This window comes from Rhodoferax sp. P2_H8_2 (genome assembly GCF_056403235.1).
The window spans coordinates 391,296-417,658 of record NZ_JBFUFW010000003.1 but is presented as its reverse complement, the minus strand read 5'-3'; the positions used below and the strand labels follow the sequence as shown (position 1 = coordinate 417,658).

Annotated in this window: 21 protein-coding genes; 14 read left to right on the top strand and 7 right to left on the bottom strand. The window is 60.9% G+C overall.

What is annotated here, in order from left to right; translation table 11 throughout:
* Positions 1-74: 74 nt before the first annotated feature.
* From AC1DV6_RS07570 to AC1DV6_RS07555, 4 genes are read left to right on the top strand one after another with little or no spacing between them, the layout of a single operon-like run.
* On the top strand, positions 75-1,085 hold the full coding sequence (locus AC1DV6_RS07570; RefSeq protein WP_477976686.1) for an ABC transporter permease subunit: 1,011 nt from the start codon (positions 75-77) through the stop codon (positions 1,083-1,085).
* A gap of 3 nt (positions 1,086-1,088) precedes the next feature.
* On the top strand, positions 1,089-1,988 hold the full coding sequence (locus AC1DV6_RS07565; protein WP_477976685.1) for an ABC transporter permease subunit: 900 nt from the start codon (positions 1,089-1,091) through the stop codon (positions 1,986-1,988).
* Between the two features lie 5 nt (positions 1,989-1,993).
* A complete protein-coding gene (locus AC1DV6_RS07560) occupies positions 1,994-2,965 on the top strand; it encodes an ABC transporter ATP-binding protein (protein ID WP_477976683.1) in 972 nt (323 codons plus the stop codon).
* Entirely contained in the window at positions 2,955-3,938 is a 984-nt protein-coding gene (locus tag AC1DV6_RS07555; RefSeq protein WP_477976681.1) for a peptide ABC transporter ATP-binding protein, read from the top strand. The genes AC1DV6_RS07560 and AC1DV6_RS07555 overlap by 11 nt, the downstream gene beginning before the upstream one ends.
* Positions 3,939-4,181: 243 nt before the next feature.
* On the opposite strand, the gene dacB is transcribed toward AC1DV6_RS07555, so the two are convergent.
* Positions 4,182-5,645, bottom strand: a complete 1,464-nt coding sequence (dacB, locus tag AC1DV6_RS07550) for a D-alanyl-D-alanine carboxypeptidase/D-alanyl-D-alanine endopeptidase (RefSeq protein WP_477976679.1) — start codon at positions 5,643-5,645, stop codon at positions 4,182-4,184.
* Positions 5,646-5,790: 145 nt separating this feature from the next.
* Here dacB and AC1DV6_RS07545 point away from each other — a divergent pair, with 145 nt between their 5' ends.
* The 5 genes from AC1DV6_RS07545 to AC1DV6_RS07525 are packed head-to-tail and all read left to right on the top strand — an operon-like array spanning position 5,791 to position 11,386.
* Positions 5,791-7,032: a D-amino acid dehydrogenase gene (locus AC1DV6_RS07545; protein ID WP_477976677.1), complete on the top strand. Its 1,242-nt coding sequence runs from the start codon at positions 5,791-5,793 to the stop codon at positions 7,030-7,032.
* Complete coding sequence (locus AC1DV6_RS07540) at positions 7,020-8,252, top strand: serine hydrolase (RefSeq protein WP_477976675.1); 1,233 nt, start codon at positions 7,020-7,022, stop codon at positions 8,250-8,252. Before AC1DV6_RS07545 ends, AC1DV6_RS07540 begins: the two co-directional genes overlap by 13 nt.
* A 21-nt stretch (positions 8,253-8,273) precedes the next feature.
* A complete protein-coding gene (locus AC1DV6_RS07535) occupies positions 8,274-9,845 on the top strand; it encodes an ABC transporter substrate-binding protein (RefSeq protein WP_477976673.1) in 1,572 nt (523 codons plus the stop codon).
* A gap of 26 nt (positions 9,846-9,871) precedes the next feature.
* Positions 9,872-10,768: a LysR family transcriptional regulator gene (locus AC1DV6_RS07530; RefSeq protein WP_477976671.1), complete on the top strand. Its 897-nt coding sequence runs from the start codon at positions 9,872-9,874 to the stop codon at positions 10,766-10,768.
* A gap of 18 nt (positions 10,769-10,786) precedes the next feature.
* Positions 10,787-11,386: a M15 family metallopeptidase gene (locus tag AC1DV6_RS07525; RefSeq protein WP_477976669.1), complete on the top strand. Its 600-nt coding sequence runs from the start codon at positions 10,787-10,789 to the stop codon at positions 11,384-11,386.
* 51 nt (positions 11,387-11,437) lie between these two features.
* Here AC1DV6_RS07525 and AC1DV6_RS07520 read toward each other — a convergent pair whose 3' ends face one another.
* The 4 genes from AC1DV6_RS07520 to murQ all read right to left on the bottom strand — a co-directional run bounded on the left by AC1DV6_RS07520 (position 11,438) and on the right by murQ (position 18,304).
* Positions 11,438-14,302, bottom strand: coding sequence for a TonB-dependent receptor plug domain-containing protein (locus AC1DV6_RS07520; RefSeq protein ID WP_477976667.1), 2,865 nt, complete (start codon positions 14,300-14,302; stop codon positions 11,438-11,440).
* A 382-nt stretch (positions 14,303-14,684) separates the two neighbouring features.
* Complete coding sequence (locus tag AC1DV6_RS07515) at positions 14,685-16,268, bottom strand: glycoside hydrolase family 10-like protein (RefSeq protein WP_477976665.1); 1,584 nt, start codon at positions 16,266-16,268, stop codon at positions 14,685-14,687.
* Entirely contained in the window at positions 16,250-17,422 is a 1,173-nt protein-coding gene (locus AC1DV6_RS07510) for an acyltransferase family protein (protein ID WP_477976663.1), read from the bottom strand. The genes AC1DV6_RS07515 and AC1DV6_RS07510 overlap by 19 nt, the downstream gene beginning before the upstream one ends.
* Positions 17,423-18,304: an N-acetylmuramic acid 6-phosphate etherase gene (gene murQ / locus AC1DV6_RS07505; protein WP_477976661.1), complete on the bottom strand. Its 882-nt coding sequence runs from the start codon at positions 18,302-18,304 to the stop codon at positions 17,423-17,425.
* A 164-nt stretch (positions 18,305-18,468) separates the two neighbouring features.
* Between murQ and AC1DV6_RS07500 the strand changes: the two genes are divergently transcribed.
* The 5 genes from AC1DV6_RS07500 to AC1DV6_RS07480 are packed head-to-tail and all read left to right on the top strand — an operon-like array spanning position 18,469 to position 24,210.
* The gene (locus AC1DV6_RS07500) at positions 18,469-19,797 is read left to right on the top strand and encodes a hypothetical protein (protein WP_477976659.1); all 1,329 of its coding nucleotides are present in this window, start codon (positions 18,469-18,471) and stop codon (positions 19,795-19,797) included.
* Positions 19,794-21,137 (top strand): serine hydrolase domain-containing protein, encoded by a 1,344-nt coding sequence (locus tag AC1DV6_RS07495; protein ID WP_477976657.1) that lies wholly within the window; start codon positions 19,794-19,796, stop codon positions 21,135-21,137. The genes AC1DV6_RS07500 and AC1DV6_RS07495 overlap by 4 nt, the downstream gene beginning before the upstream one ends.
* Positions 21,134-22,405 (top strand): AmpG family muropeptide MFS transporter, encoded by a 1,272-nt coding sequence (locus tag AC1DV6_RS07490; protein ID WP_477976655.1) that lies wholly within the window; start codon positions 21,134-21,136, stop codon positions 22,403-22,405. Before AC1DV6_RS07495 ends, AC1DV6_RS07490 begins: the two co-directional genes overlap by 4 nt.
* Positions 22,406-22,429: 24 nt before the next feature.
* A complete protein-coding gene (locus AC1DV6_RS07485) occupies positions 22,430-23,413 on the top strand; it encodes a M14 family metallopeptidase (RefSeq protein WP_477976654.1) in 984 nt (327 codons plus the stop codon).
* The gene (locus tag AC1DV6_RS07480; RefSeq protein WP_477976652.1) at positions 23,410-24,210 is read left to right on the top strand and encodes an N-acetylmuramoyl-L-alanine amidase; all 801 of its coding nucleotides are present in this window, start codon (positions 23,410-23,412) and stop codon (positions 24,208-24,210) included. The genes AC1DV6_RS07485 and AC1DV6_RS07480 overlap by 4 nt, the downstream gene beginning before the upstream one ends.
* A gap of 329 nt (positions 24,211-24,539) precedes the next feature.
* Here AC1DV6_RS07480 and AC1DV6_RS07475 read toward each other — a convergent pair whose 3' ends face one another.
* Together AC1DV6_RS07475 and murA are read right to left on the bottom strand one after the other, a co-directional pair.
* Positions 24,540-25,082 (bottom strand): M15 family metallopeptidase, encoded by a 543-nt coding sequence (locus AC1DV6_RS07475; RefSeq protein WP_477976650.1) that lies wholly within the window; start codon positions 25,080-25,082, stop codon positions 24,540-24,542.
* The gene (gene murA / locus AC1DV6_RS07470; RefSeq protein WP_477976648.1) at positions 25,075-26,352 is read right to left on the bottom strand and encodes a UDP-N-acetylglucosamine 1-carboxyvinyltransferase; all 1,278 of its coding nucleotides are present in this window, start codon (positions 26,350-26,352) and stop codon (positions 25,075-25,077) included. The genes AC1DV6_RS07475 and murA overlap by 8 nt, the downstream gene beginning before the upstream one ends.
* Positions 26,353-26,363 lie beyond the last annotated feature (11 nt).

The following is a 26,363-nucleotide window of genomic DNA, read 5'->3' as shown; positions in this document are numbered from 1 at the left end:
GCGCAACACGCGGCCAGCCAAGCGCAAGCAGGTTCATGGTTTAGCATGCGCCAACCCGTCCCACGCGTCCATCCATGCTGTCCTTCATCCTGCGGAAACTGCTGACCGTGATTCCTACCTTTGTAGGCATCACGCTGGTCGCGTTCACGCTGATTCGGCTGGTGCCTGGCGACCCGATTGAAGTGATGGTCGGCGAGCGCCGTCTCGATCCGGAAATGCACGCCGCGCTGATGCACCAGATGGGCCTGGACCAGCCGCTGTACCAACAGTATTTCAAATACATCACGGGCCTGGTGCAGGGTGATCTGGGCATGTCGCTGGTGACACGCGAGCCGGTATTAAAAGAGTTTCTGGCGCTGTTTCCGGCGACGGTGGAGTTGACACTGGTGGCGTTGTTGCTGGCCATGTTGGTGGGCATGCCGGCCGGAATGATCGCCGGGCTGAAACGCGGATCCAGCGTGGACCATGGCGTGATGGGCATCGCAATGACCGGTTATTCCATGCCCATCTTCTGGTGGGGCCTGATCATGATCATGTTCTTCTCTGTGGACCTGGGCTGGACACCGGTATCCGGGCGCATCTCGATTGAATACGACATTCCGCAGCGAACAGGCTTGCTGCTGATTGATAGCCTGCTCAGCGGTGAAGAGGGTGCGTTTCTATCGGCGTGTCGGCACCTGATCCTGCCGGTCATCGTGTTGGGCACGGTACCGATGGCAGTGATTGCGCGGATGACGCGTTCCTCGATGCTGGAGGTGCTGCGCGAAGACTACATCCGCACCGCGCGCGCGAAAGGCCTGGCCCCGCTGCGCGTGCTGGTTGTACATGCGCTGCGCAATGCGTTGATCCCGGTTATTACCGTGATTGGCTTGCAGGTTGGCAGTCTGCTGGCGGGCGCCGTGTTGACCGAAACGATTTTCTCGTGGCCCGGCATCGGCAAGTGGCTGATCGATTCCATCGCGCGGCGTGATTACCCTGTGGTGCAGACCGGCATCCTGGTCTCGGCCAGCATCTTCGTGTTCGTGAATTTGATCGTTGATCTGCTGTACGGCTGGGTCAACCCTCGCATGCGGGCGGAGCGCTAGGCCATGACAGACACCACCATGGAAACCACCGTCCAGCCGCCCGGCCCGCTGCGCGAGTTCTGGCAGGCGTTTACCGCCAGCAAGGGTACGGTGGTGGCGCTTGCGGTGTTCCTGCTGTTGGTGTTTCTGGCGGTCTTTGCAGGCTGGGTCGCGCCCTACGATCCGATAGAGCAGTACCGCGACCGCATGCTGGTACCGCCGGTCTGGCATGCCGGCGGAAGCACGCAACATCTCTTCGGTACCGACGAGGCCGGGCGCGACATCCTGTCGCGCCTGATCTTTGGTGCCCGTATTTCGCTGTTCATCGCGCTGGTGTCGGTGATCCTGTCGTTGGTCCCCGGCGTCGTCCTGGGTCTGCTGGCCGCCTTCTACCAACGCATGCTGGGGTCGTCCATCATGCGCGTGATGGACATCATGCTGGCGCTGCCAAGCCTGCTCTTGGCCATTTGCGTGATCACCATTCTGGGCCCCGGACTGATCAACACTATGCTGGCGATCGCGATCGGCACCTTGCCCGCATATACGCGCCTGACGCGTGCTGCCGCATTGGCCGAAATCAACAAGGAATACGTCACGGCCAGCCGCGTTGCTGGTGCAGGCGTGTGGCGGCTGATGTTCAAAACGGTGTTGCCCAATTGCATGGCCCCGCTGATCGTCAATGCCACGCTGGGCTTCTCGTCAGCGATTCTGGAAACCGCCGGGCTGGGTTTTCTGGGCCTGGGTGTGCAGCAACCTACGCCCGAATGGGGCACGATGCTCAGCGCCGCGCGCGACTACATCCAGCGCGCCCCATGGGTGGTCACATTGCCGGGCCTGGCAATTCTGGTCTCGGTGCTGACCATCAATCTGCTGGGCGACGGCCTGCGCGATGCGCTGGACCCGCGGCTGAAACGGGTGGGCTGAGCAGCATGAGTTTGCTCACCATCAAAAACCTGCGCGTCGAATTTGGCGCTGCGGTCCGACCCTTCCCTGCGGTGGATGGTGTGGACCTGCAGATTGACAGCGGTGAGTTGCTGGGCATCGTGGGCGAATCGGGCTCCGGAAAATCGGTCGCGATGATGGCACTGATGGGCCTGGTCGATGCGCCGGGCCGCGTCACGGCAGACCAACTGCTGTTCGATGGCCATGACCTGTTGAAAGCCAGCCCTGCCGAGAAGCGCCGCATCATCGGCAAAGACATCGCCATGATCTTTCAGGATGCGCTGAGCAGCCTGAACCCGTCCTACACGGTGGGCTACCAGTTGAAAGAAGCCCTGAAGGTGCACCTGGGTTTGCAAGGCGATGCCTTGCAGCGCCGCGCGCTGGAGCTGCTGGAACTGGTGGAAATCCCTGACCCGCAGGCGCGCCTGAACGCGTATCCGCACCAGTTGTCCGGTGGCATGAACCAGCGCGTGATGATTGCGATGGCGATCAGTTGCAATCCGAAACTGTTGATTGCCGATGAGCCAACCACAGCGCTGGATGTGACCATCCAGTCGCAGATCATGGACCTGCTGGTGCGCCTGCAGCGCGAGAAGAACATGGCGCTGATCATGATCACGCACGACCTGGCCGTTATTGCCGAAGTGGCGCAAAGAATCTGTGTGATGTATGCGGGCCAGATCGTGGAGGCGTCCGCCAGCAACGCCCTGTTCGATGCGCCACGCCACCCCTACACCCAGGCGTTGCTGGCGGCGATTCCCGAACACGCGAAAGGTGCGCGCCGACTGTCGGCGCTCGGTGGCATGGTGCCGGGCCAATACGACCAGCCCAAAGGCTGTCTGCTGTCGCCGCGCTGCCCGTATGTGCAGGACGCTTGCCGCAGTGCCCGGCCCCCATTGATCGATGGTGTGCGCTGCATTACGCCGCTCAACGCACAAGGGGTACCGCATGGCAGATAACGCCACGCCCCTGCTGCAAGCCGAAGGGCTGACGCGCCACTACCAAGTGCGCCAAGGCTTCTTTCGCCCGACAGCAACCGTCAAGGCACTGAATGGCGTGTCCTTTCAGCTCAGCGCCGCGCGCACGCTGGCGGTGGTGGGTGAATCCGGCTGTGGCAAATCCACATTGGCGCGCCAGCTGACGATGATTGAAGCGGCGACCGCTGGCAGCCTGCGCATCGAAGGCGTCGATGTGGCGCAGGCCGACGCCGAGACCATCAAGGCCATGCGCTCGCGCGTGCAGATGGTGTTTCAGAACCCCTATGCCTCGCTGAACCCACGCAAAACGATTGCCTACACACTGGATGAGCCGCTGACGATCAACACCAAGCTGTCGGCGAAAGAACGTACTGAAAAAGTCGAAGCCATGCTGGCCCGTGTAGGCCTGCGCGCCGAGCACGCGCGCCGCTACCCGCACATGTTCTCCGGCGGCCAGCGCCAGCGCGTGGCCATCGCCCGCGCGATGGTGCTGGAACCGCGCATTCTGGTGGCCGATGAACCCGTGTCCGCACTCGACGTCTCCATCCAGGCGCAAATCCTGAACCTGTTTATGGACCTGCAGGAAGAGTTTGGCACCGGCTATGTGTTCATCTCGCACAACCTGAGCGTGGTCGAGCATGTGGCCGACGATGTGATGGTGATGTACCTGGGCGCAGCCGTCGAATACGGCGCCAAGGCCACACTGTTTGCGCAGCCGCTGCACCCCTATACCCGCGCACTGATGAGCGCCACACCGGCGATCCGGCCGCAAGACCGGCGCGTCAAGATTCCCATCATTGGAGAACTTCCCAGTCCATTGCACACACCCTCCGGTTGCGCGTTCCATAAACGTTGTCCACATGCGGTGGAGCGTTGTGCGCAAGAGGTCCCGTTGTTGCGGGCCTATGCGGACCGGCAGATTGCTTGTCATCGGGTGGAAGAGATTTCTGGGTAGCTTTGTTTAACTACCCTGGGTGACGCACAGAGGAAGGCGGTATGCCCGGGGCCTCATGGTGTGCCTAAGGCCACACAAATCGGCTCCGGGCACACCGCCTTCCCCTGTGGTTTTTTAGTGTTCGACATTGGTTAACCAGCCATGTTCCATCTCGCTGGGGTGGGGAATACCGGGAAGCCGATTTGTGTGGCCTTAGGCACACCATGAGGCCTCCCTGCATTCCCCACTCCGGCAGGAAGAGACCTAGGGAGTAACGGGCTCAGTAGCAACCCAGCGAATCAACGCATCCAGCACCGGACGACTGCGCGCCGCATGGTCCGCATTGACAAAACCCACCACCACCCACTCAAGGCCCTGCGGATCGCGGACATAACCCGCAATCGCTGCGGTGTCTTTCAGGCTGCCGGTCTTGATGCGCGCTTGGCCGGGGCTTATCGCATCCTTCAAACGGCGGCGCATCGTGCCATCAGTGCCCACGATGGGCAAACTGCTGGCGAACTCGGCGTACCAAGGGCTCTTTGCCCCCGCTTGCAAGAGCCCAGCCATTTGCTCTGCGCTGATGCGTTCAATGCGTGACAGGCCGGAGCCGTTGTCCAGCACCAGACCCGCATCACTCAAACCCTTGCGCGCAAACCAGGCACGGATGGCCAGCGCGCCGGCTTGTGTGGAGCTGCCTGCGCGGGCTTCTATCGGGCGCGTTTCGCCCAGTGTCATGAACACCGAGCGCGTCATTGCGTTGTCTGAGGGCTTGTTGATAAGGCGCACGGTATTCGCCAGCGTATCGGAGCGGCGTGTGACCAGGGCTATCGCCGTGGCTGGCGCTACACCGTCCCGTACACCGCCAGTCCAGCTCCCGCCAATTTCTTTCCAGTAGGTACGGACAAAGCGCGCGATGTAGTCATTGCGGTCCAGTACGTTGAGCTGGGTGTTGGACTTGCAGTTGCGCGGAAAGCTGCCTGTAATCGTGACTTCCACTCCCGTCTTGCCGACGGGCTGCGCGTGCGCCTTGATCAGGTCATCGTCCCACTTGTCACACGCACTGTCATCCAGCGCTATCTTCGTGCGCACACGCACGGCCTGCAAATCCGGCCCGGTGCGGATGGTGGTTTGGGTTGCGTCGGACGTGAGTGCAACGGTCAACAGGTTGCCGTTGAGCAATAGCGCATCCGGGATCACGTTGTAATAGGCCTGCGGGCTGTCATCAAAGTCCGGCACAGCCGCATCGGGGCGCGATGGGCGGAAATAGCCCCGGTCCAGCACCAGATCACCTTGTAGCCGGCGCACGCCCTGGTCACGCAGGTTGCGCAGCATGTCGCGCAGGTTGTCCCAGGTGAAATTCGGATCGCCCTGCCCTTGCAGGTACAGCGGTCCCTTGATCACACCGGTAAGCGCAGGTTTGTCGGCCAGCAGCCGCGTAGACCAGCGGTAGGTTGGCCCAAGCTCCTCCAGTGCCACGAGGGTGGTCACCAGCTTCATGGTGGAAGCAGGCGACATGGGGCGGCTCTGCAGATGCGCCATCTTGGGCGTCCCACCCTGCGCGGGAACGACCAGCGCGCTCAGGTTGGCCGCGTCAAAACCGGTGTCCTGCAGCGCCTGCAACACAGGCGCAGGCAGCGCGCTTTGCGCCTGGCATACGGTGGCCACCAGGCACACCGCGGACACACCACAGCGTGAAACAACAGAAAGTAGGGCGCGGGGCAGGGTCATGAAGACATTGTGCCGCTCTGCGCCACGCAGGGTTATGGCGATGCCGCCAATGCCAATTCCATCAGGTTATAGGGCTTGCGCAAGCATTCATCACAGCGGTGCGACGGCTGTGACACAGTAAGCCAAAGATCAACACAGGCGATTTATGCGGGAAGTTTGCGTCGTAGGCGCGGGAGTCGTGGGCGTCACCACCGCCTGGTACCTGGCAGAAGCGGGCTGGAAAGTCACGCTCCTGGACAAGGCCGCCGCCGTAGGCACGGGCACCAGCTACCGCAACGGCGGACAGCTGAGCTACCGCTATGTGTCACCGTTGGCCGATGGCGGCGTGCCGCTCAAGGCTCTGCGTTGGTTGATGGAAAAAGACGGCCCGTTGCGCTTCAAGCCCAGCACCGATCTGTACCAATGGTCGTGGTTGGTGAAATTCCTGATGCGCTGCCACGGGCAGGCGAACCGTGAAACCACAGCGCGCCTGGCGCGCTTGGGAACCTACAGCCGCGAGTGTCTTTCGCAATTGATGGCCACGACCGAACTTGCGGACTTTCAGTGGAAAGAATCCGGCAAGCTGATCGTCTACCGCACCCAGTCCACGTTTGCGCGCGCAGCGCAAGGCGCCTCGTCTGCGAGCCAGCAGGTGCTGACTGCGGCGGAATGCCTGGCGCGTGAGCCGGTACTCGCAGCAATGGAGGGCCAACTGGCAGGCGGAATATTTACCGTGGACGAAGCGGTGGCTGATTGCCACGCGTTCTGTGAATCGCTGATGGCGGCGCTCTCTACCCATCCCAACTTCAAGGGTCTGGTACAGGAGGAAGTACAGCGCTTTGGCTTCAACTCCTACGGCCGCTTGCAGGCCGTGACGGACCATGGCGTGCGCGGCGCCGATGCCTTTGTGCTGGCCAGTGGCATTGCCAGCCGCCGCCTGGCTGCGACGCTGTCGCAAGACCTGCCGCTGTACCCGCTGAAGGGCTATAGCCTGACGGCGCCTATTGGCGCGGCGCATGTGGCGCCGCAATCCAGCATCACCGACTTTGAAAAGAAGGTGCTGTACGCGCGCATTGGTGATGATTTGCGCATTGCGGCGATGGTGGACATGGTGGGCGAGGACGACCGCATCGAACCGGGCCGCATTGCCAGCCTGCTACGCATCGCGCGCACCGATATGCCCAAGGCCGGTGATTACGACCAAGCCACGCCCTGGGCGGGCCTGCGGCCCGCGACACCCGACGGCGCGCCCATCATCGGGCCCAGCTCAGTGCCGGGTTTGTGGTTTAACGTGGGCCATGGCCCCTTGGGTTTTACATTTGCTTGCGGCAGCGCCAGCATTCTGGCCAGCCTGATGGGGCAGGGCCACAGCCCTTTGCCGCTGGATGGCTTCACGTGGCCCAACTGATACAGCATGCAGCGCTTGCTGACGCGCTGCTGGGCATAGTGCGCGGTTTGGAGTTTGGGCAGGTCATCGATCCCCAAAATGAAAATCGACCGCTGACGCACTTCCCTAGTATCGATCTGGCGGTGGTTGCTTTTCCGCAAGGCGCAGCGCCCGTCTGGGCCAATGTGCTGTTCTCGCGCGACTTTCCGGATGGGGTGGTGGCCGATGTGGGGCCGCGGGCCGAAGTCGTTGGCAATGTCCGCTACCTGGCAGACCAGACCGATGCACAGGGCAACAGCATCGCCTGGCTGCCCCACAGCGACTGGAATGCGATGCAATGGACGCCACTGGCAGGTGCAGGGCCACACCGCTTTGTAGCGCCCTACCCTGCGTCACTGATCAAACTGATGGTCGCGGTCGGTGTGGGCCGTGTGGTGGACGCCGGTGCGTATCACTGGGACGATGCCTGGACTTACGGCGGTACAGAGAAAACCATCGCCGCCTGGACCGAATCGATGATCGTCGCCAGTAACAATGACGCAACCTCTGCGATGGTGGCGCTGCTGCATGCCGGTGGCTTGATCCAGAAAAGTAACGATGGTGAGACCAACTACCTGGAACGTCTGTTCGCTTCGGTCGGTCTGCATACGCTGCGACTGCAGGGCACCCAAGCCCATGGCGGCTGGCGCAACGCGGACGGTGCCGGTGTAGGGCATTTGCAGATGACCGCCTGGGATACCGTTCGCCTGCTGTGGCTGTTGGCGGACGAAGTGCCGCAAGCACCCTGGCCACTGGCCGCCGGGCACGCCCCCTTGCTCAGCGCAGACAGCAAACAGCGACTATGGGGCTGGCTGGCAGACCAAGGGCTGCACGAGATTCTTTCAACGGCAGTGGTGGCAGGCGTTCCCGGTTGGCAAGCCGGTATCCCGGCCCGCCTGCCTCCTCACTGGATCACACCGCAAGGCGGCGCGCAGATCGAGCATATGGCCTTCCCACCCGATATCCGCACAACCAACGCGCAAGCGACGGCGCTGTTCGCGCACAAGACGGGCAACACCGACAATTACACAGCCGATGCCGGTATGGTCACCGGCTTGGGACATAAGCCGCGAAAATACCTTGTTGCGATGACCAGCAACCTGGGTCGGCGCTATGCGCCCCACCCGGGCTGTGTGACCGACTGGCGCATTGCGCAGCTGGGTGCCGCTGTAGACAGTTGGATGCAGCAGCACCTTGAATAATTGGAAAACCGGAGACAGCCCTTGACCAAAAACCGCATTCTGTTTGCCTGCTTGGCGTTGGCCCTCAGCGCCGCCGTATCGGCCAAACCGCTGGTCTACTGTGCGGAGTCCAGTCCCGAAGGTTTTGATCCAGGCATGTGGGACTCTTCCGGCACCAACAACACCACGACCCAGATGTTCCAGGGGCTGGTGGGTTTCAAACGCGGTGGCACCGAGCTGGAGCCACAGCTCGCCACCAGCTGGACCGTGTCGCCCGATGCCAAGGTCTTCACATTCACTTTGCGCAAAGGTGTGCGCTTCCACAAGACGGTGTATTTCACACCGACACGCGAGTTCAATGCCGACGACGTGCTGTTCACTTACGGCCGCTTCACACAACCCAAGCATCCGTTCAATCTGGCCTTTCCTGCGCTATTCATCTATCCGCAGAACCTGGGGCTGGGACGGCTGATCGAAAAGATCGAAAAGGTCGATGCCCAAACCGTGCGCTTTGTGCTGCGGCAGCCGAATGTCACCTTCCTGACCTATTTCGCGATGACGTTCTCCGGCATTCTCTCGGCCGAGTACGGTGAGCATTTGCTCAAGACTGGCTCCGCGCAAAGCATCAACAACGCGCCCGTTGGCACCGGCCCCTACCGCTTTGTCTCGTACAAAAAGGACGATGTGGTGCGCATGGAGGCCAACCCCGATTACTGGGGCAATCCGCAAAAGACCGACAAGCTGATTTTCCAGATCACGCGTGACCCCAATGTGCGATTGCAGAAGTTGCTGGCGGGCGAGTGCCACATTCTTGCGCCCATCCGCGAAAACGAAATTCCGTCTGTGGAAGGCCGCAAGGACATTGTGCTGAAGAAGATCCAGGCGCTGAATATCTCCTACCTGTCGTTCAATATGAAACGCGGACCGACCAAAATCCGCGAGGTGCGCGAGGCGCTGGACATTGCGGTGGACCGCGATGCGATCTTCAAGGCCTTGTTCCCGCGCGGTGATGCGATGCAGGCGGTCAGCGCCTTTCCACCGGCGATCCCGGGCCACAACAAAAAACTGAAAAATGAATTCAACCCGGAGCGCGCCAAGCAACTGCTGACCAAAGCCGGCTTCCCCAATGGCTTCACGCTGGACCTGTGGGCGCTGCCGGTGATACGTCCGACCAACCCGAATGGCCAGTTGATGGCGCAGTTGATCCAGCAGGACTGGGCCAAGATTGGTGTCAAGGCCAACATCAAGACCTATGAATGGGGCGAATATCTCAAGCGCGCCAAGAATGGCGAGCACGACGTCTACATGAGCGGTTGGTCCGGCGACAGTGGCGATGCCGACGACTTTCTGACGCCCAACCTGAGCTGCGCGTCCAGCTCGGACGGTGTCAAGTTCTGCAACGCCGAATTTGACAAACTACTGGATGCCGCACGCGGCATGACCGACACGGCCAAGCGCATGGCAACTTACGAAAAAGCCCAGGAAATTTTCAAGCGCGAGCGGCCCTGGATTACGATGGCGCACTCTACGGTCTACATCCCCATGCAACAGGACGTCAAAGGTTTCGTCATGGCGCCCAATGGCGGCATGGACTTTGAAGATGTATACCGATAAAACCAGCACACTCTGTTTTAGCAACCATGCGCCTGCGCCATATTGAAGTTTTCCACGCGGTGATGCAGGCAGGCACCATCAGCGGCGCCGCGCAGCTGCTGTTCATCTCCCAGCCAGCCGTCACCAAGGTCCTGCAGCATTGCGAGCTGCAATTGGGCATTGCGCTGTTCGAGCGCATCAAGGGCAAGCTCTACCCCACGCCCGAAGCACACAAGCTGTTCGTCGAAGTCGATCGCTTGAACCGCGATTTGCAATCGGTGCGGCGCATGGCCAGCAGCCTGCGTGACAAGCCCGAGCAAACCGTGCGGCTGGTCTCCACGCCCACACTGGCGATGTCGGTAGTACCGACAGCGTTGACGTTGTGGCGTAAAAAATATGCGGACGTGCGCTGCAAGCTGTCGACCCACCACACGCCCGAAATCGTGTCCGCCCTGTTGCTGGGTGAAGCCGACTTTGCGCTGTCGCTGCATGACCCCAAGAATCCCAGCATCGGTGTCGAGACGCTGGCGCAGGGCTTTATGTCGGTGATCGCGCCCGCAGGCACCTGGTCTGCGCGCCTTGCGGCTACGCCCATCCATGTGACCGAGATTCCCAAGAACCTGATTGGCCTGGCCGTCGATGACCCGCTGGGCAACCAGGTGATGAATGTGGCCGATGCCTTTGGCCATACGCTGGATGCGCACACTGTGGTGCAGACCTACCAGCTGGCGCGCACGCTGGTCGAAAACCGGGTCGGCACCGCGGTAATCGATCCGTTCACCGCGGCACAAATCGAACCCGGCAAGGCGCAGCGCCGTACGCTGAGCCCGCAAATCCCGGTGCAGCTGTATTTGCTGACCGCCAACTCGGCGCCGCTGTCGCAGTCGGCGCGCCACCTGGTGCAGTGCATACGCGATGAGGCGGCACGTTGCCTTGCAGATTGAGCGAACGGGTGCTTAAGCATGCGTTGTGAGCTGATTGCCACCAACCCGGACTTTCGAGCGCTCGCCAGCATAGAGGGCATCGCCATAGACCTGCGCTACGCCACCGACGACAACTTTGTCGGCCGCAATCTATACGGTACGCTTAACTGTGCATGGCTGCACCGTGAAGCGGCAGATGCGCTGGAGCGCTCCGTCGCCTGGCTGCGTACCAAGCATCCCGGTCTGACACTGGCGGTACTGGATGCGCTGCGACCTCACCGGGTGCAAATCGAGTTGTGGGATTTTCTGGAAGGCACGGAGTTGCGCCAGTACCTGGCCGATCCGGCCAAAGGCTCCATCCACTCCTTCGGTATGGCGGTGGATGTGACGCTGCTGGATGCGCAAGGAAAAGAGCTGGACATGGGCACAGGCTTTGACGCCTTGAGCATCCTGTCGCACCCCCAGCATGAAGCAGAGCATTTGCAACAAGGCTTGTTGACTGAACAACAGCTGACCAACCGACACATCCTGTACGAGGCGATGCAGCATGGCGGCTTTGTCGGCATTGCGTCCGAATGGTGGCACTTTGACCACGGGGACCGCAACCGCGTGCGCGCGCAGTTCGTGCGCGTCGAGTAAGCCCAAAACAAAAAAAGCACCCGAAGGTGCTTTTTTTGAGAGGCAAGCAGATCAGAACTTGTAGCTCAGCAGCAGATTCAGCGAACGTCCGCGTGGATCGGCCACACGGGGTTCCCACGAGCTTCCAGCGCCGGTGTCGCCGTCGTACACCGCTGTGAATGGCGGGTTCTGGTCGAACAGGTTCCTGATACCAACCGTCATGCCCACATTCTTAATGCCGGTGTAAGTCACACTGGCGTTATAGGTAATGTAAGCATCGACGTTGGGATTCCAGTCCGCTGGCACCACGCTGCCGTTGGCCACGCCGGGCAGCACCGCATCCTTGTAGCCAGAACGGTAAAGTTGGGTCAAGGTGCTGGTCCAGTTGCCGGTTTGGTAGGTGCCGGTCAGCGTGTGTTTCCAGCGCAGACCCAGATCACCGGTACGCGAGAAGACACCAATTTCGCTGGGTCCCCAAGGTGCATTGGTCAGGATGCGCGACTGTTTCTCGAACAGGTAGCTTCCGTCCAGCACCGCGGTCCATTTGCCATCGGCAACTCTTCCGGCGCCTTGGACGTTGATATCAACGCCAGAGGTTGCGGACTCGCCGGCATTGACCCAGCGGGTGTCAATTCCGACCAGAGTGCCGCTGGCATCGCGAATGAAGTTATCGGGGAACAGCTTGTAGTTGTTCAGCAGTTGCGACAGGCTCAGGCTCTGGATCGTGTCGAACTTGCGGATACTCCATACGTCAGCGCCAACGCTGAATGACTTGGTTGGCTCCCAGATGAATCCCAGTGTCCACTGCTTGGAGGTTTCAGGCCCCAAGCTGGGCTTGCCACCAAACAGCGTGTCAGGTGTGATGGATTCGCAGCCGGCTTTGGTGGGATCCACAACGAGCGTGGGGCACTTTTGCGGGTCGACCAGGTCCTTGCCGGAATAGGGCGAAATCGTTACACCGAACGACTGCTGTGCGAAAGTGGGCACACGGAATCCGGTGCTGTACGAACCGCGTGCCAGGAACTGTTCGACAGGCGTAAAGCGGAACGACACCTTGGGATTGGTCGTGGAGCCAAAACCTGAATACTCGTCACGGCGCACGGCGAGGGTTGCTTCCAGCGATTTGGTCACAGGAATCAGAACTTCGCCGAAGACCGCATTGACATCCCGCTTCACAGTCGCGAGCGTGTTCACCGAGTCGAATGGCGCGTTGAAAATGCGGCCTTGGGTGGCCAGGTCGGTAGCGTTGCCGTTAAAACCAAATTTCTCCGTGCGGGAGTCCACACCCACCGCGACCATCACGTCACCTGCTGGGAGTTTGAAGACCGGGCCGCTTGCGGTCGCGTCCATTTGTTGCAGCGTGGTGCGGCCACCGTAAAGCGTGACACCGTTGGCGGAGGTTGCTGCCAGCCCAGCCAGCGCTTGGGGTGTTTGCGTCTCGCCAGGCAACAGGAACGGATTCAGTACGCCGGTGTTGATCAGCGCGGCAAATTCCTTGCCATAGAAATAGCCGTTGCCAAGTACGGAGGTGGAGTCACTGCTGGCGTTGGAAACCGCTGCGCGGTAGTCCCAACCGCCACCCAACGGGCCGTCGACGCTGAGAAGCACGCGCATGGTATCGCTGGTGGTACTGATCTCCCGGTTTCCACAGGGCATGCAGCGCCAGCGGAAGGCAATAGGCGCGCCGGCAGCCTGATTGGCCGCCAGCGTCGGGAATGCCGAGACCAGCTTGCCCATCACATAGTTATAAGACGCTCCCGTGCTCGGATACGCGAGGTTGAAGAACGGGCTGCTGGTGGTCGTGCTGCTGCTGATCTGGTTGGGAGAGAAGGACTTGGCCGACTCTGCCCTGGCAGCCACGTACTCAAAGTTCACATGGTGTTCACCAAATTTCAACGTCGCCTTGGCCAGCATATTGGTGTTGATCAACGGTTGCTGCAATACCGCGGCGCGGCCGGTGTCCCATGCGCAACCGTATTTCGCAGCAGGCGTTGCCCACAACACTTCGTCATAGGCTGCTTGTCCGTCGATGGCATTGCATCCAATGCCGCCAGGCACATCCAGCGCATTGATGCCGTTGTAGGTCTGCGCGCCGCCGCCCGGAGCCATGGGGCCGGTGCTGCGGCCGGTGGTATTCAGGTTGTCACGGCTTAGCGCGTTGTAAATGGAGTTGATCGCAAATGCAGTCGCGTAAGGCGTGCCGCGCGTGTCTACAGAAAGACCCCGGTTAGGCTGGAAGGTATTCACGAAAGACCGCTGGTCTCCGCGCAGCATCTGGCTCTGGCTGCGTCCCAGGGACATGAGCAGGTTGTAGTTGTCTTCTTCCAGATTGCCGAACCCGCCCAGCAATTTCATCCGGTCAATCTTTCCGCCGCCAGCCTGCGTGACGTCGGTAAACGCTTCAATTTCGGCGCCGCGATAGTCCTTCTTCAGAATGAAGTTGATTACGCCGCCGATCGCGTCGGTACCATAAATGGCGGAGGCGCCATCCTTCAGCACTTCAATGCGCTCGATCGCGCCCATCGGGATGGAGCTCAGGTCGACCACGCCACCGTTGAGTCCGTGCGCAGCGACGCGTCTGCCATTGAGCAGCACCAGCGTGCTGCCAGCACCCTGACCGCGCAGATTGGCCGCGGACAGGCCATTGCTACCCCGCCCCGAGCCCGACGCCACGTCGGCATTGCTGGCCAGGTTGTCAATGCCATTGCCGTTGACGTTCAACATGCTGATCACCTGCTCAGCCGTTGTAATGCCCTGGGTCCTGAGGTCCTGGCTGGAAATAATCTGAATGGGCAAGGCGCCTTCAGAAGCGATGCGCTTGATGCTGGAGCCGGTGATTTCCACGCGTTGGAGCTTTTGTTCGGGGGCGGTCTGACCGAATGCGTATCCGGCAATGCCCATCAATGCGATGCATTGGGCGACTTTGTTGAGTTTCACTGCGCTAGCTCCTGGGTTGTTGACCAGACGGCATAACCGGCTGGCTTTGAGGGTTTGTTGGCAGGCATGCCTGTATCCATTTCGCAGACTACGCCCGCGCAAGCTTTACAGAATAGTTACTTTTAGCAACGTATGTATAACCCGATGGAATGTTCTTTGCCGGTGGCGCGATCAGGGTTGCTGTTGGGCCATGAAATGGTCGCAATCAGGTAGTGCATTGCTATAAAAATAGTAGCTGCTTACGCAATATTTCCGGGCGTTGTAGGCATAAATCTCTTGAAAATGTGCGTTCGCAACAAGACAGTGCAATGCGGGAGCCCGGATACTCGATGGCCGCGCGTGGATGGGGGCGTTGTGGAGTTTGCGCAACACCACGGGTAACTCATGGCCGTAGCGTCAAGCTGACTCTGGGGCTCTCCTCGCCCAGCCGCCCGACCAAGCTCAGCACGACCTTATCGGGTGGCCCCAAAGTAGGGTCTGATGCGAGAACGACTAACGCCTGATCGGCTGCCTGACTGCTGAATCGCCACTGGTGCTGGTAACGCGCCCAGACCGCCACGGTACGCGCATCGGCGGCGGCGTCTGGCGGCGGCGTCACGCGCAGGGTTATAGCGCCGGAGCTGCCATGGGTCTGCAAACGCTGCACCGTGGGCGCGGCGATGCGCGCGTCGCCCAGCCAAGGCGTAGCAGGCACCAAGGCCGCTTGGCGGTACGGCCCGGCCTGCACAACGTCGGCCAAGCCTTTTCTGTTTTGCAACAGCGCAACCATGCTGAAATGCACATGGCCCGATGCGGCCGGGGATTGGCGCAGCAGTGCGACCTGCTTCTGAATCTCTTCAGGCGTCCAGCTCTTGGCCGAGTTGTCGATGCGGCTGGTGAACAGGCCCGGCCACAGGTGGCGGCCCTGCGTGTTCTCGCGATGCCAGCCGTCCAGCAACACGCCAAAGGCCTGCGGCGCCTGGTCGATCGGCCAGTACAGCTGCGGCGACAGATAGTCCAGCCAGCCTTGCGCGAGCCACAACTCCACATCGGCGTACAGCTTGTCGTACTGGCTAAAGCCCTGGATGCCTGGCGCCCTGCGGTCTGGTTTGCCAATGCCAAACGGGCTGATGCCAAAGCGCGCCCACGGCTTGTCCTGGTGCACCACTGTGTACATGCGCTGCACCAGCTGGTTTACCTGGCTGCGTCGCCAGTCCGCGCGCGTGCCCTGCCCGCCCGCCGCGGTGTAGCGCTGCCATGCGGGCTCATCCGGAAAGTCCAGCTCGGTGGTCGCGCCCTGCGCATCCGTGGTGTTGATCGGGTAGGGATAAAAGTAGTCGTCGATGTGGATGCCGTCGACGTCATAGCGGCGCACGATATCGGCCACCACATCCAGCGTGCGCTGAACGGCCACCGGCTCCGCCGGGTCCATCCACAACTGGTCGCCATAGGCCTTGACGGCTTGCGGCTGGGTATTGGCGATGTGGTTCAGCGCGAGCGCAGATTTGGCCGTCGCGTGGCGCGCGCGGTAGGGGTTCAGCCATGCGTGCAGCTCGATACCGCGCTGGTGCGCCTCGTGGATCCAGGTCTGCAGCGGGTCGTACGGCGGGTCTGGCGGCTTGCCCTGTTCGCCGTTGAGGTATTCGGTCCAGGGTTCCAGCGCCGAGGGGTAGATGGCATCGGCGGCGGGGCGCACCTGCAGCACGATGGCGTTGAGTTTCAGCCTGGCAGCGGTATCCAGAATGGCGCGAATTTCTGTCTGCTGTTGCGCGGTGCTGAGGCCAGGCTTGCTGGGCCAGTCGATATTGGCCACGGTTGCGACCCATGCCGCACGAAACTCGCGCGGAGCTGCCGGTGGTTCGTCTGAAGTGGTAACTTGTTGCCCAGGTACCGCAACATAAGGCGCAGATACGCAGCTGGCCAGCAGCGCTGCCCCAGCCAGCAGCGTGGCGCGCCGCGTCCAGTGCGTCAAACCTTGATGAACCATTTTTTGCGCCACATGAACCAAGCCACCGCAAACATGCACAAATCAAACAGCACGGCGTGCAGCAGCGATGCATTGACCGGCGCCAATGGCAGTGCCTGAATCGGCGCATACAACAACGCGCCCAGCGAAGGCCTGCTGCCGTCGTCCATGGGCCAATGGATAAAGCCCAGTATCTTGACGACCAGACCAGAGAACGCAAACAGGAACAGCGCATTCATGCCATAGATCACGAATGGTTTGAGCCAGCGGGTCGACAGCGCGCGCACGCGGTCGGCGGGCGCGGCGTCCAGCAGCCAATAGAACACACCGAACACGATCAGCGCCCAGCCGGTTGTGAACACGCTGTACGACACGGTCCACAAGGATTTGTTGATGGGCATCAACACCACATCCAGCATCGATCCCACCCACAGGCAAGCCAGTCCCGCTACCAGCAGCCAGGCTGTCTTTTCGGGGCGCGGCAGGTCTTGGTCGATCCAGCGGCCCGCCAGGCAACCCAGCAGCAAATTGCAGATCGCAGGCAGCGTGCTGACCAAGCCTTCTGGGTCCCAGGTCTTGGACTGCACCCACAAATGGCCATCCATCAGCCAACGGTCTACAAAGGCACCGAAGTCGCGCCCTGGTTCAAGCACACCGGCAGCGACGACGCCCTGCATGTCGGGAATGGGTACGCACAACATCAGCACCGTGTAGAGCGCATACAGCGCTGCAATCCACGAGATTTGCTGGCGCCAGCTGCAATAGACCACGATAGGCCCGGCCAGCAGCGTGCAGATCGCAATGCGCTGCAATACGCCCGGAATGCGCACGTGGGCCCAATTGAAATACGGAATCACATTGAGCGCAAAGCCGATCAGGAACACGATGCTGGCACGCACCGCGAGCTTGCGCAGCAGCGCGGGTCGGTCGGCGCCAGCCTGGGTCAGACGGCCCAGTGAAAACGCCATCGACATACCGCTGATGAACAGGAAAAACGGGAACACCCAGTCGGTAAACGTCCAGCCGTTCCAATGCGCATGCGCGAGCTGGCTGTACAAATGGCTCCAGTCACCGGGGTTGTTGACCAGCATCATTGCGGCGATGGTGAAGCCGCGAAACGCGTCGAGTGATGTGAGTCGGTTGTTGGGCAGGGCGTTCAACGTCGGTCTTTCCATTTATTCTTTCAGCGCCACGCGGACATTGCCGTCGGTCGTCTCGAGCAATGCGCGCGCCGCATCGGCAGGCAACTGCTTGCGGACCATCACAATGGCCAGCTTCACATGGTAGCCGCAAGCTTCCAGGGCTTGCGTGGCCGTCACTTCGTCGCATTCTGCTGCTTGCATGGTCAGCGCCACGGTGCGACGTATCAGTTTGACGTTGGAAGGTTTGACGTCCACCATCAGGTTGCCGTAGACCTTGTGCAGCCGCACCATCAGTGCGCTGGAAAAAGAGTTCAGCGCAATCTTCTGCGCAGTGCCGGCCTTCAGGCGCGTGCTGCCGGAGATCACTTCCGGGCCTGTGTCCAGCGTGATACCGATGTCGGCCTGCTGCGTGACGGGCGCGCCCGGGTTGTTGGCAAAGCCAATGGTCAGAGCGCCGGCTGCCTTGGCCGCCTGCAGCGCGCCCATCACATACGGCGTGGCGCCAGAGGCTGCCAGCAGCAGGACTACATCCTGTGTAGCCACATTCGCTTGTCCGATGTCATGCGCACCAAGTTCCGCGTCATCTTCCGCGCCCTCCACGGCTTCGTACACCGCAGATGGTCCACCTGCCAGCAGCGCCACGGCGCGCGCGTTGGGCCAGGAAAAAGTGGGGCTCAGCTCCACACTGTCCAGCAAACCCAATCGTCCTGAAGTACCCGCACCCACATAGACGAGCCGTCCGCTTTGCTGAATACGGATGACAGCGGCATCGATCGCGCGGGCGATGTCGGCGCCGACCTTTTGCACGGCTTGCACGGCGAGGAATTGGTCTTCCACCAGCGCGTCCACTACCTGTGCGGAAGAGTAGAGGTCAAGGTCGGTGTGGAGGGTGCTGGGTGTCTCGGTATTGAGCATGGAAGGCATCCAGTGGTGATGAAAAGAAGGGCACAGTGTCCACGTTGCAGGCCCGTGCTGCAAGTACATAACCCGCGGTGAAGCCCGCATAACCCAGGTGTGCAAACCTATAATCGCCGCGCCTGCTGCAACCGCAGCAGAACCCAACACCTGAGGGCTGCGCTATGTGGGAATCGGTACTCCTTGTTGCAGCTGCGATTGCCGCGCTGTTGCATGGCAATCCGCCCACCACGCCATCCGGTAAACGCACTGCATCCGAAGTGCTGGCGCTCCAACCCAAAGAGTTCAAAAGCGAAGTCGCATCGGCCGCGGGCCAACGCGTCGTTTTTGACAAAGGCGTCCTCGCCATCAATCCCGCAACGCCGGTAGACCCGGCGAACGACGAGGGCCTGCCCGAAGCACTGCATGCCACGGCCCTGTTCAACCTGGACAAGGATCGAACCCGGCAGCGGCTGCTGGCCGCACTCCCCTATCTGCCGCAAAAACCTGTGGAGTACCAACGTGCGGTTCTTACCGGTGCGCACACCCTGTATTGGAAAGAGTCCGCGGCGTTCATGCCACCTCTGTTTTTGCAACTGGGCACACCCAAGGAATTTGCGATTGCGGCCTACACGCTGCTGCGCGCGGATGACAGCGTCGCATCGCGTGCCCAGGTGCGCGGCGCTATGGAGAAGAGCTTTCCACAATGGAATACCGAACCGCGCCTGATCGCGCTGGAGCGCCGCCTGCGCATAGACCCCGCGCAAGACCTGGCGGCGCGCCCTCCGCTGGCAGATTTGCTGAAAGCGCCGGCGCGTCCCGGCTACCCGGTGGTCTACAGCTTCCAGCGCAAGAACCGCGAGAACCGTGGCATGGCGATGGTGCGCGGTGTCGATGGCCGTTTTGTGCGCAACGCCGATGGCAGTTACTTCAACATCGCGCAACTGGCGATGGCCAAGAGCCGCCTGCCCGGCACCATTACCAATGGCAACACGCCGCAGGGCTTGTTTACCATCGTTGGCACCGTCAACGCCACCGATATCTCGATAGGCCCCGTGCCCGCGTTGGAGTCCAAGGTGCCCAAGGAAGCCACCGTGGCCGACTATGAACATATGACAGCGCCAACGCCCGCGGCCGAGTGGACCGAAGAGCGCTACTGGTCGTTCTTCCCTGATTCGTGGCGCGGCTACGCGCCCATGCGCGAAGTCTGGTTGGCGGGCCTGGCCGGGCGTGACGAAATGTGGCTGCACGGCAATACCGTGAACCCCGCCTACTACCGCAACGAGACATTCTTCCCCTACGCACCTTCCGCAGGCTGCATGGTGGCGATGGAGTACTGGTCCAAAGAAGATGGCAGTCTGGTGCACAGCGACCAGATGGCGCTGATTAAGGCGCTGGCGTCCACCGGCAAGATGGATGGCTATTTGATCGTGGTCGAGATTGATGACCGCAATGTGCCGGTGCAGATCGCGGATGTGATTGGCGACATCATTGCCGCCGAAGGCCGCCCATGACGTTGCGTTCAGCGTGCGTTAGCTTGCTGGCCTTGTGCTGTGTGAGTGTTGGCGCGCAGCCGCTGGCTGCGATGCACAAAGCCGCGCTGGACAGTGAGCTAAATGCCATCGTCAACGATGCCAAGCTGCCGCTGGCCAGCCTGTCTGCGCTGGCGATCCGCGATGGCAAGGTGGTGTACCAGGGGCAGTTTGGCTACCGCGTGCTGCCCTTGCAGGCGGGCGACAAAGGCGATTTCGCAGACGCACGCACGCTGTACCGCATCGCTTCCATTTCCAAGCAGGTCAGCACTATCGCTGCGATGCGATTGGTTGAAGAAGGCAAGCTGGATCTGGATGCTGATATCGGTAGCTATCTGGGCTTTGCGGTGCGCAATCCCGATTTCCCGGACAAGGCCATTACCGCCCGCATGCTGCTGAGTCACACGTCTTCGTTGCGCGATGGCGCGGGCTACAGCCTGCCGCTGGATGCCTCGCTGCAAAGCCTGCTTCAGCCCCAGGGCAGCCGCTTCAGCAAGGGCGTCTGGGCCGCGCGCGACGAAGCGCAAGACCGCGGGCCAGGCCGGTTCTTTCACTACGTCAACCTGAACTTTGGCGTGCTCGCCACGGTGATCGAAGCCATCACCCACGAGCGCTTTGATCTGTACATGCAGCGCACGGTGCTGAGGCCCCTTGGTGTTCCCGGCGCATTCACGGCCGAGACCTTGTCGCAAGAAGACATCAACTACGTCGCGGTGCTGTACCGCAAGGGCCAAGATGGCGCGTGGAAAAGCGATGGACCGTGGGTGCCACAGACCGATGACTTCCAGGGCAAGCTGCCGACGCCGCGCGCGGGGTTGGCCACCTATGTGCCCGGAACCAATGCGCTGGGCTTTGGCGCGCAGGGTGGCTTGCGCACCAGCGTGGAAGGTCTGAGTCGCATCATGCGCATGCTAATGAACGGCGGTGCGCTGGATGGCGTGTATTTGCTGAAAACCACCTCGGTGGCAGCAATGCAGCAAATGCAATGGCAGTACCAGGCCAAGCCATTGAACGGCGACAACTTTGGCAACGAGTTCTATGCATGGGGGCTGGGCACACAGCGCTACACGGATTTCAGCGGCGGCGTGGGTGTGGGTGACCGTCTGGTTCCGCAAGGCGGCCTGACTGGCTTTGGCCATATCGGTCTGGCCTACGGCCTGCAATCCATGTTCTTCTACGACCCGGTCAAACGCATAGGTCTGATCTACGCAGTGGGCGGCAGCGGCATCGATCCGGCGCTGGCCAAAGGCCGCTACTCGGCCTACACCGCCTGGGAAGAGAAGATACTCGACGCCATACACCGCCACGCCATTCAGCCATGACCCACAAGCCGTCGCAATCACCATGGTCGTGGATTCCCACGCTGTATTTCGGACAGGCGATTCCCTATGTGGTCGCGATGACGCTGTCGGTGATCATGTACAAGCGAATGGATATCTCCAATACCGATATCGCGCTGTACACCAGCTGGCTGTATCTGCCTTGGGTCATCAAACCCTTCTGGTCGCCGCTGGTCGACATGTTCCGCACCAAGCGCTTCTGGATCGTCTCGCTGCAATTGCTGATTGGTGCGTCGTTGGCATTGGTGGCGTTGACTATTCCTGCGCCGCATTTCTTTCAAATGACGCTGGCCGTGTTCTGGCTGATGGCTTTCAGCTCGGCCACGCACGACATTGCGGCTGATGGCTTCTACATGATGGCGTTGAACCAGCCACAACAGGCTGCGTTCGTCGGTGTGCGCAGCGCGTTCTACCGGGTCGCGATGATTACCGGCCAGGGCGGGCTGGTCTATCTGGCGGGCGTGTTTGAAGAATCTACAGGCAGCATCACGCAAGCCTGGTCCATCGTGTTCTGGGTGCTCTGTGCGATGTTCGTGGTGTTGGGCGTCTACCACCGCTTCGTGCTGCCGCAGCCTGCCGAAGACGTGACACGCGTGCCACAAGACAAGCCGTGGAAAGTCTATGTCTCGGTGTTCGTGGAGTTCCTGACCAAGAAGGACATTGGTCGCATCCTCGCGTTTCTGCTGCTGTACCGTTTTGGCGAAGCGCAATTGTTGAAACTCGCCGCGCCCTTTCTGCTCGATGGTGCAGACCGTGGCGGTTTGGGTTTGTCCACGCAATCCGTGGGCATCGTCTACGGCACTGTGGGCGTGCTGTGCCTGACAGCCGGCGGTTTGCTCGGTGGCTATGCAATCTCCAAAGGCGGCTTGAAACGTTGGTTGTGGCCTATGGCGCTGGCGCTGAATGTGCCGCATCTGGTCTATGTTTATCTGTCGTTCGCATTGCCCACCAATCTGTGGCTGATCGGTGTTGCGGTGGGTGTGGAACAACTCGGCTACGGCTTTGGTTTTGCAGGCTATCTGCTGTACATGATGATGATTTGCGATGGCCCGAACAAGACCGCGCATTACGCGATCTGCACCGGCTTTATGGCGCTGGGCATGATGCTGCCGGGTATGCTTAGCGGCTGGATACAGTCGCAACTCGGCTACGCGCATTTCTTTGTCTGGATTTGCCTGGCCGCAGGCCCCGCACTGTTGGCAACTGCCATGGTCCATGTGGACCCCGAATTTGGCCGCAAGGCCGCTTGACTCCGTATCGCTGATTAACTCGCTATGACAACCACCCACCACTTCAAATCCGTCCACTTTGCATCACCCCAAGCCGGCAAGCGTTTGCTGGTACTGGGCGCGGTGCACGGCAACGAACTGGCCGGCATGAAGGGCATTCAGCGCGTGCTTGCGGAGATCGAAGCCGGGCAGTTGGCGATTGCCAAAGGCAGCGTCACCTTCGTGCCCATCACCAACCCGCTGGCCCATGAGCGCAAGCAGCGCAACGGCGACCGCAACCTGAACCGCAATCTCGGCCCCACCGACACGCCGCAGGAGTTTGAAGACCACATCGCCAACTGGTTGTGCCCGCTGATGGCACAGCACGAGGTGTTGCTGGATCTGCACTCCTTCCAGGCCGTGGGCAAACCGTTTGTGATGGTTGGCCCCAAAGACAACACGGGTTCGCTGGAGCCCTTCACGCACGCGGCCGAAGAAGAAGCCATGGCGCTGTGCCTGGGCGTAGACAGATTCGTCGATGGCTGGCTCAGCACCTATGCGCGTGGCGTCGCGAACCGGCGTGCCCGCATGGGCGACACGATGACGCGCCAGCAAAGCCTGGACGCCGACCCGCGTTATGGCATCGGCAGCACAGAATACTTCCGCTCCACCGGCGGCTATGCGCTGACGCTGGAGTGCGGTCAGCACGAAGACCCGCAAGGCCCGGAGGTGGCTTACCGCGCGATCATCAACACACTGGCGCATCTGGGGCTGATCGACCGTCCGGCCCCCGCACCCACCAAAAACATCGAGGCGCTGAGCATTTACGAAGTGATTGACCGCCTGCATGTGGATGACAACTTCAGCCGCGCCTGGCAGAGCTTTGATGTGCTGAAACAGGGTGACCTGATTGGCACGCGCGCGGACGGCACGCAGGTCATCGCCGAGACTGATGGATACATCCTGTTCCCGAACGCCAAGGCCGGCGTGGGGCAGGAATGGTTTTACCTGGCCCGCGCCAACCCCAGACTGAACGGAGCACGCACATGAGTCTTCCACGCAATTTCTCGCGTTTGGCGCTGGCGCTGCTGGTGGCATTGCTGGCTGGTTGTGCAACGCAGTTCGACACCACCTACTCAGCCGTCAGCCAGGGCAGCCGCGTGCGCTATCTGATCATCCACTACACCGCGCTGGACTTGCCCACCTCCATTCGTGTGCTGACACAGCAGGAGGTCAGCTCGCACTACCTGGTGAGCGACCAACCCAATTCACGCATCTACCTGCTGGTCGATGAGTCGCGCCGCTCCAACCATGCGGGCGTCAGTTCGTGGAAGGGCAACACCAACCTGAACCCCAGCTCCATCGGCATTGAGATTGTGAATCTGGGTTTTACGAAAACCGAGAATGGCCCGGTGTACTACTCCTTCCCGCAGCACCAGGTTGACAAGGTGGTCGAGCTAGTGCGCCAGATCACCCAACGCCATGGCATTTCTCCAGATCGCGTTCTGGGCCATAGTGACATTGCGCCACAACGCAAGCAAGACCCTGGCCCACTGTTCCCCTGGAAGCAACTGGCCGATGCGGGCTTGGTGTTGTGGCCCGATGCGCAACTGGTCGCCGAGCGTCGCCCGGGCTTTGAATTGTTGTTGCCTGACGTGGCTTGGTTCCAGAAACGGCTGGAGACCCACGGCTTTGCGGTGCCACAAACCGGTGTGCTCGACGAGCCTACGCGCACAGTGATTGCTGCGTTCCAGATGAAATATCGCAATAGCAATTACGACGGCAATCCGGATGGTGAAACTGCGGCGATTCTGGATGTGCTGACTGCGCCGCCTGTGCGCAGGTGAACTAAATTGCTATTAAAAGAGTAGCTGGTTACGCACGTTTTATGCGCTCTGTGGCCATTATTTATACAAATTTTTGAGCTAAACAGCCCTGCTGGCTGCGCTGCACAAGAGGGTATGCGCAGTGCCTCATGGTGTGCCTAAGGCCACACAAATCGGCCCCGCGCATACCCTCTTGTTCAGCGGTTTTGTAGGATTCGACCGTCAAAGACCAGTGACGTTTCTTCTCGTCGGGGTGGGGAGTGCCGGGAGCCGATTTGTGTGGCCTTAGGCACACCATGAGGCCCCCGGCATTCTCCACTCCGGCAGGCCAACACGCTAAGCAGAAATTGCTAGCCCTGGTAGCACCAATGCCAAGGCTCATACACAAAGCCCTGAGCGTTGTCCCTTGGGTAAGACATCACAAACCCATGCTCGACAGCGTGAACACGTAACCACGCAAACGCAGGCGTAGTTTCAAATACTTCTTCCAGCGAATCTTCTTCCGACGTGCCAATGTCAATCGCGCGGCCGGTGTGGTGTTCGCTGTAGCCGGGCGGCGCGACAAACTGCAATATCTCGCTGATGCTGTCGCCGCGTGCCAGTTTGGCGATAACGATTTCGCGCTGGCGTTCTACGCTGCGGTAGGCCGATACCAGCGCCATGGTGACGCCGTCGCGCGCCGCTGCAGCGTGCATGGTGCGCCACGCGGCGCAGGTAGCAGAAGTCAATTGGAATGGACGGCCAGACGAAGAGACGCCGACTTCAATCAGCTCCGCAGGCTCCACCTGCAGTTGCAAACCGCGGCTTGCAATCACCTCCGCTGCAATCCCCAGCTCCTGCAAGATGCCCGCAATACGGACCGCAAAATCAGCCGGGCCTGCTGCTTCAGGCACGGCGGGTAATGCGTGCGCCCAAGCCCAAGAGCTTTTCTTCGATGCGCTCGTAGCCACGCTCAATCATGTTGGCGTTTTGTACGGTGCTCTTGCCGCTGGCGCACAGCGCAGCGCCCAAGAGCGCCATGCCGGCGCGGATGTCGGGCGAGCTGAGCGTCGTTCCGCGAAGCTTGGATTTGCCGCTGATGACGACGCGGTGCGGGTCGCAGACCACGGCGTTGGCGCCCATGCCGATCAGGCGGTCGACAAAGTACAGGCGCGACTCGAACATCTTTTCGAAGAACAGCACATTGCCTTCGACTTGCGTGGCCAGCGTGATCATGCAGCTCATCTGATCGGTCGCAAACTGGGGCCAGGGACCGTCGCCAATCACCGGCATGGAGCCGTCGTAGTCGCGCAGCACGCGGCGCTCCTGGTTTTCGCTCAGGAAGATGTGGTCCTTGTACAGCTCGATCTTCACGCCCAGCGTGGCGAACACACGGCGGCACATCCAGTAGGAATGCAAGTCCGTGCCTTCGACCTTGATCTCGCCACCGGTGGCAGCGGCCAGTGCCAGGTACGACGCGGCTTCGATGTGGTCGTGGCAGACCTGGTGGGTCGTGCCGTTCAATGCGTCAACGCCTTCGATGTTCAGCTGGTTGGTACCAATGCCGGTGATCTTTGCGCCCATCGCGTTGAGCATGTTCGCCAGATCCTGCACATGTGGCTCGCAGGCGGCGTTGCGGATGATGGTTTGGCCCTTGCTGACGGCGGCGGCCATCAGGATGTGTTCGGTGCCGGTGACCGACGGTTCGTCAAAGAACAGGTCGGCGCCGCTGAGACCTTGCGGCACGGCGAAGTCGTAGCTGTCGTCCAGCGCAATCGTGGAGCCCAGTTTTTGCAGACCGTAGAAATGCGTGTCCAGACGGCGGCGGCCAATCACGTCGCCACCCGGTGGGTAGAGCTTGGCCTTGCCGGTGCGGTGCAGCAGTGGGGCCACGCACAGGATGGAGGTGCGCACCTTGTTGCACAACTCGCGGCTGATCTCGCTGGTGTTGACGCTGGCCACATGCACACTGACGCGCTCGCCGCTGCGCTCGACCTTGCCGCCTAAAGCGACGATCACGTCCAGCATGTGGCGCACATCGATGATGTCGGGCACGTTGTCCAGCACCATTTCCTGGTCGGTCAAGATGCACGCCGCAATCATCGGCAGGATGGCGTTCTTGTTGCCCGATACACGTACCGTGCCGCGTAGCGGCAAGCCGCCTTCAATTTCAAATGTAGACATACGTCAATTTT

Excerpts from the sequence above, each read along its gene's own strand:
- AC1DV6_RS07570 (WP_477976686.1), top strand. The coding sequence starts at position 75 with ATGCTGTCCTTCATCCTGCGGAAACTGCTGACCGTGATTCCTACCTTT.
- AC1DV6_RS07565 (WP_477976685.1), top strand. The coding sequence starts at position 1,089 with ATGACAGACACCACCATGGAAACCACCGTCCAGCCGCCCGGCCCGCTG.
- AC1DV6_RS07560 (WP_477976683.1), top strand. The coding sequence starts at position 1,994 with ATGAGTTTGCTCACCATCAAAAACCTGCGCGTCGAATTTGGCGCTGCG.
- AC1DV6_RS07555 (WP_477976681.1), top strand. The coding sequence starts at position 2,955 with ATGGCAGATAACGCCACGCCCCTGCTGCAAGCCGAAGGGCTGACGCGC.
- dacB (WP_477976679.1), bottom strand. The coding sequence starts at position 5,645 with ATGACCCTGCCCCGCGCCCTACTTTCTGTTGTTTCACGCTGTGGTGTG.
- AC1DV6_RS07545 (WP_477976677.1), top strand. The coding sequence starts at position 5,791 with ATGCGGGAAGTTTGCGTCGTAGGCGCGGGAGTCGTGGGCGTCACCACC.
- AC1DV6_RS07530 (WP_477976671.1), top strand. The coding sequence starts at position 9,872 with ATGCGCCTGCGCCATATTGAAGTTTTCCACGCGGTGATGCAGGCAGGC.
- AC1DV6_RS07525 (WP_477976669.1), top strand. The coding sequence starts at position 10,787 with ATGCGTTGTGAGCTGATTGCCACCAACCCGGACTTTCGAGCGCTCGCC.
- AC1DV6_RS07515 (WP_477976665.1), bottom strand. The coding sequence starts at position 16,268 with ATGGTTCATCAAGGTTTGACGCACTGGACGCGGCGCGCCACGCTGCTG.
- AC1DV6_RS07510 (WP_477976663.1), bottom strand. The coding sequence starts at position 17,422 with ATGGAAAGACCGACGTTGAACGCCCTGCCCAACAACCGACTCACATCA.
- murQ (WP_477976661.1), bottom strand. The coding sequence starts at position 18,304 with ATGCTCAATACCGAGACACCCAGCACCCTCCACACCGACCTTGACCTC.
- AC1DV6_RS07500 (WP_477976659.1), top strand. The coding sequence starts at position 18,469 with ATGTGGGAATCGGTACTCCTTGTTGCAGCTGCGATTGCCGCGCTGTTG.
- AC1DV6_RS07495 (WP_477976657.1), top strand. The coding sequence starts at position 19,794 with ATGACGTTGCGTTCAGCGTGCGTTAGCTTGCTGGCCTTGTGCTGTGTG.
- AC1DV6_RS07490 (WP_477976655.1), top strand. The coding sequence starts at position 21,134 with ATGACCCACAAGCCGTCGCAATCACCATGGTCGTGGATTCCCACGCTG.
- AC1DV6_RS07485 (WP_477976654.1), top strand. The coding sequence starts at position 22,430 with ATGACAACCACCCACCACTTCAAATCCGTCCACTTTGCATCACCCCAA.
- AC1DV6_RS07480 (WP_477976652.1), top strand. The coding sequence starts at position 23,410 with ATGAGTCTTCCACGCAATTTCTCGCGTTTGGCGCTGGCGCTGCTGGTG.
- murA (WP_477976648.1), bottom strand. The coding sequence starts at position 26,352 with ATGTCTACATTTGAAATTGAAGGCGGCTTGCCGCTACGCGGCACGGTA.